Origin of the sequence: Devosia sp., from assembly GCF_034675085.1 — a bacterium.
Classification (GTDB): domain Bacteria; phylum Pseudomonadota; class Alphaproteobacteria; order Rhizobiales; family Devosiaceae; genus Devosia.
On record NZ_JAUCDN010000284.1, the window covers coordinates 1 to 4140 of the forward strand.

At 63.9% G+C, this 4140-nt stretch carries 3 protein-coding genes and 1 pseudogene; 3 read left to right on the forward strand and 1 reads right to left on the reverse strand.

What is annotated here, in order from left to right:
- The 3 genes and pseudogenes from VDP82_RS14745 to mmsB all read left to right on the forward strand — a co-directional run.
- Window positions 1-323 (forward strand): annotated as a pseudogene (locus VDP82_RS14745) (sugar ABC transporter substrate-binding protein); the annotation flags it as partial.
- 210 nt (window positions 324-533) lie between these two features.
- Entirely contained in the window at window positions 534-2066 is a 1533-nt protein-coding gene (gene mmsA / locus VDP82_RS14750) for a multiple monosaccharide ABC transporter ATP-binding protein (protein WP_323015593.1), read from the forward strand.
- Window positions 2063-3346 carry a multiple monosaccharide ABC transporter permease gene (mmsB, locus tag VDP82_RS14755; protein WP_416347126.1) on the forward strand — a complete coding sequence of 428 codons (1284 nt, stop codon included), beginning with the start codon at window positions 2063-2065 and terminating at the stop codon, window positions 3344-3346. Before mmsA ends, mmsB begins: the two co-directional genes overlap by 4 nt.
- 70 nt (window positions 3347-3416) lie before the next feature.
- Here mmsB and sseA read toward each other — a convergent pair.
- The coding region (sseA, locus tag VDP82_RS14760) for a 3-mercaptopyruvate sulfurtransferase (RefSeq protein WP_323015594.1) at window positions 3417-4140 on the reverse strand (724 nt) is incomplete at its 5' end.

The following is a 4140-nucleotide window of genomic DNA, read 5'->3' on the forward strand; positions in this document are numbered from 1 at the left end:
GCGGCGTTGGCTATGGCTCGGCGGACCTGGCCTGGCCGATCATCACCGGCCAGGACGCGGAAGCGCCCTCGGTGAAGGCGATCATCGCCGGCGAGCAGTATTCGACCGTCTACAAGGACACCCGCGAACTGGCGCGCGTGACCGCCGACCTGGTCGATACGGTTCTTTCCGGCGGGACCCCGGACGGCCTGGACACCACCACCTATGACAATGGCGTCAAGGTGGTGCCCTCGATCCTGCTGACCCCTTATGAAGTCGACGCCACCAACTACAAGGAACTGGTTGTCGACTCGGGCTACATCAAGCCCGAAGACCTGCAGTAAGCAGCCGCCTGATGCCAGAGGGCCCCGCGGTGACGCGGGGCCCTTTCCCGTCGCAGGCCAATGGCGGGCTGGCCGTTGAAAAGCGTCTTCCGTCCCGACGCATGATGACCCAGAGTTGTCCACAGACGCGCTTCCGGGATGGACAAGTAACGTTTAGTTTCGGTGCAATTGTCCGGGTGCGGCGCCGGCGGGCATACGGGAAAGCAGAGCATGACCAACACGATTCTGGAGATGCGCGGCATCACCAAGACTTTCCCCGGCGTCAAGGCGCTGTCGGACGTCAATCTGGACGTACGCGAGGGAGAGATCCACGCCATCGTGGGTGAGAACGGGGCGGGCAAGTCCACCCTGATGAAAGTGCTGAGCGGGGTCTATCCGCATGGCTCCTATGAGGGCCAGATCATCTACAAGGGCGAGGAACAGCAGTTCAGGTCGATCAGCGACAGCGAACACAAGGGCATCGTCATCATCCACCAGGAACTGGCGCTGGTGCCGCTGCTCTCGATCGCCGAAAACATCTTCCTGGGCAATGAGCAGGCCAAGGGCGGGGTGATCGACTGGGACGAGACGCGCGACGGCGCCCGCAAGCTTTTGAGCATGGTGGGGCTGAACGAAGACCCCGACACGCTGGTGACCAATATCGGGGTGGGCAAGCAGCAATTGGTGGAAATCGCCAAGGCGCTGAGCAAGTCGGTGCAATTGCTGATCCTGGACGAGCCCACGGCGAGCCTGTCGGAAAAGGACAGCGCGGCGCTGCTCGACCTGCTGATGGAATTTCGCAGCCAGGGCATCACCTCGATCCTGATCAGCCACAAGCTCAACGAGGTGAGCAAGGTGGCCGACCGCATCACGGTGATCCGCGACGGGCGCACCATCGAGACCATGGACAAGGAGCATATCAGCGAAGACCGCATCATCACCTCGATGGTGGGCCGCTCGCTGGAAGACCGCTATCCGGCCCGCGACCCGCATGTGGGCGAGGTGGTGTTCGAGGTGCGCAACTGGTCCGTCTATCATCCGCTGCATCGCGAGCGGCAGGTGATCAAGAATATCGACCTCAATATCCGCAAGGGCGAGGTGGTGGGCATTGCCGGGCTGATGGGCTCGGGGCGCACCGAATTCGCCATGAGCGTGTTCGGGCGCTCCTATGGGCAGAAGATCACCGGCGAGGTGTATCTGCACGGCAGACAGGTGGACACCGGCACGGTGGAAAAGGCCGTGGCCAACGGCATCGCCTATGCCACCGAGGACCGCAAGACCTATGGCCTGAACCTGATCGACCACATCAAGCACAACACCACCATCGCCAATCTGTTCGGCGTCTCCAGGGTGGGCGTGATCGATGATCTGGCCGAAATGGACGTGGCCAACGAATATCGCAAGAAGACCAATATCCGCTCGTCGAGCATCTTCCAGATGACCGGCAATCTGTCGGGCGGCAACCAGCAGAAGGTGGTGCTCAGCAAATGGCTGTTCGCCAACCCCGAAGTGCTGATCCTGGACGAGCCGACGCGCGGCATCGATGTCGGGGCCAAGTATGAAATCTACACCATCATCAACCAGCTTGCCGCGCAGGGTAAGTCCATCCTGGTCATTTCCTCGGAAATGCCCGAGCTGCTGGGCATCACCGACCGGCTCTATGTAATGAACGAAGGGCGCCTCGTGGGCGAAATGCCGACCAGCGAGGCCAGCCAGGAAAAGATCATGCGCTCCATCGTGCGCGCTGAAGGGAAGGCATCATGACCACTGAAACCGCCCAGCCGGGCACCAATCCGGGCGGCGTTCCCGCCCCGGCCCAGCATCTGAGCGTGGTGGCCGCGCTCAAGGCCAATATGCGCGATTACGGGCTGATGCTGGCGCTGATCCTGATCATGCTCTTCTTCCAGTATTTCACCAATGGCGTGCTGTTCAAGCCGGTGAACCTGACCAATATCGTGCTGCAAAACAGCTATATCATCGTCATGGCGCTGGGCATGCTGCTGGTCATCGTGGCCGGCCATATCGATCTGTCGGTGGGCTCGGTCTCGGGCTTTGTCGGGGCGCTGGCCGCCATGCTGATGGTGGGCTGGAAATTCCCGCCCGAGCTGGCGTTCCTGGCCCATCCCATCGTGGCCGGCGCCATCTGCCTGGTCGTGGGAGCGGTGATCGGGGCGGCGCAGGGCTATCTCATCGCCTATCACAGAATTCCCAGCTTCATCGTGACGCTGGCTGGCATGCTGATCTTCAAGGGCCTGTCTCTGGCCATCCTGGCCGGCAAGTCGGTGGGGCCGTTCCCGGCCGAGTTCCAGCTGCTTTCGGCCGGCTTCATCCCCGATTTCATCGGGCCGACCACGCTGGGCATTCTGGCCGAAAACGGCCAGCCGGTGGTGCTGCACACCACCACCATGGTGCTGGCCATCGCCGTGGTCGTCGCGGCGGTGTTCTTCGCCATTCGCGGCCGCGCCCGCCGGCAGGCGCGCGGCTATGAGACCGAGCCCTTCGGGCTGTTCGTGGCCAAGAATGTCGTCATCGCGGTGATGGTGCTGTTCTTCGGCTATATGCTGGCCTCCTATCGCGGCCTGCCCAATGTGCTGGTGGTGATGGCGGTGCTGATCGCGCTGTTCGTCTTCGTCACCAAGCGCATGACCTTCGGCCGCCGCATCTATGCGCTGGGCGGCAATCTCAAGGCGGCGGCGCTTTCGGGCATCAAGACCGAGCGGATGACCTTCTATGTCTTTGCCATCATGGGGGCGCTGGCGGCGCTGGCCGGCATGATCTATGCGGCGCGGCTCAATTCGGCCACGCCCAAGGCGGGGCAGGGGCTGGAGCTGGACGTGATCGCGGCCGTGTTCATCGGCGGCGCTTCGGCGCTGGGCGGGGTCGGCCAGGTGGCCGGCGCGGTGATCGGCGCCTTCATCATGGGCGTGATGAACAATGGCATGTCGATCATGGGCGTCAATATCGACTGGCAGCAGATGATCAAGGGCGTGGTGCTGCTGGCCGCCGTGTTCTTCGACCTCTACAACAAGAACCGCTCGGCCTGATTGGGCCGGGGTGAAAACAAAAGCCGCCGGGGCGACCCGGCGGCTTTTTTGTCTTCGGGTGCCGAAGAACTCAGCTTTCCACTTCCGCCTCGGGATGGGCGCCCCATTCGGCCCAGGAGCCGTCATAGACGGCGGGCTTGCGCGCGCCGGCCAGTTCCAGTGCCAGCGCCAGGGTGGCGGCGGTGATGCCCGAGCCGCAGGAGGTGACGAGGGGCCGCGAAAGATCTAGGCCGCGTTCGGTGAAAAGCCCCCTGAGCGCGGCGGGATCGAGCATCTGGCCGTTTTCCGAGAGCAGGCTCACCGGCACGTTGCGGCTGCCGGGGATATGGCCGCTCTTGAGGCCGGGGCGGGGCTCGGCCACCTCGGCATGAAAGCGCGGGGCGGGGCGGGCGTCGACGATCTGGGCGGCGCCGTCGCGGCTGCGCTGGCGCACGCTGGAAAAATCGGCGACGCGGGCGGGGTCGAAGCTCGGGGTGAAGACCCGCGCCGCGCGGCTGACCGGGCCGGCCACCACCGGGCGGCGCTCGGCCCGCCATTTCGGGCCTCCGCCGGCGAGGATGCGCACGTTTTTCGCGCCCATGATGGTGAAGGTCCACCAGGCGCGGGGGGCGGAGAACAGACCCAGTTCGTCGTAGATGACGATGGTCGTGGTGTCCGAAATACCCAGCGCGCCCACCAGATGGGCGAAATCGGCAGGGGTGGGCAGCATATGGGGCAGGACGGTGTCGGTATCGGCGATGCCGTCTATGTCGAAAAAGACCGCGCCGGGGATGTGCCCGGCCAGATATTCGGCT

Coding starts and splice junctions, on each gene's coding strand:
- mmsB (WP_416347126.1), top strand. CDS start 2,063: ATGACCACTGAAACCGCCCAGCCGGGCACCAATCCGGGCGGCGTTCCC.
- mmsA (WP_323015593.1), top strand. CDS start 534: ATGACCAACACGATTCTGGAGATGCGCGGCATCACCAAGACTTTCCCC.